Genomic DNA, 320 nt, shown 5'->3' on the forward strand with positions numbered 1-320 from the left:
GAAGTACACGGTGTCGGCGTTGCCGGTCAGGAACAGTGACGTGCTGTCCATCAGGCCCGAGTACAGCAGCACCGTGTTGTCGGCGACCCCCGCGTCCAGGAAACCCTGCCGGAGCGCCCGGACCGACACTCCGGGCAGACCCGCGAGATACGCGTCCACACCGTGCGTCAGGTCCAGATGGGCGTACACCCTCTCGCACGTGGCCTCGTCCGGAATCCCGTCCGCGAACCGCAGCGCGCCGATGCTCGTCTCCACCGCGTCGGGCGTCGTCACCGACGAGGGAATCTTCGCGAATCCACTCATGGAGTCATGCTGCGCGC

At 67.2% G+C, this 320-nt stretch carries 1 pseudogene; it reads right to left on the reverse strand.

The features are described from left to right. Positions 1-303: pseudogene (locus tag N4G66_RS45455) on the reverse strand (DUF1254 domain-containing protein); the annotation flags it as partial. Positions 304-320 lie beyond the last annotated feature (17 nt).

The sequence above is a fragment of the Streptomyces rhizosphaerihabitans genome (assembly GCF_025399795.1).
Taxonomy (GTDB): domain Bacteria; phylum Actinomycetota; class Actinomycetes; order Streptomycetales; family Streptomycetaceae; genus Streptomyces; species Streptomyces rhizosphaerihabitans.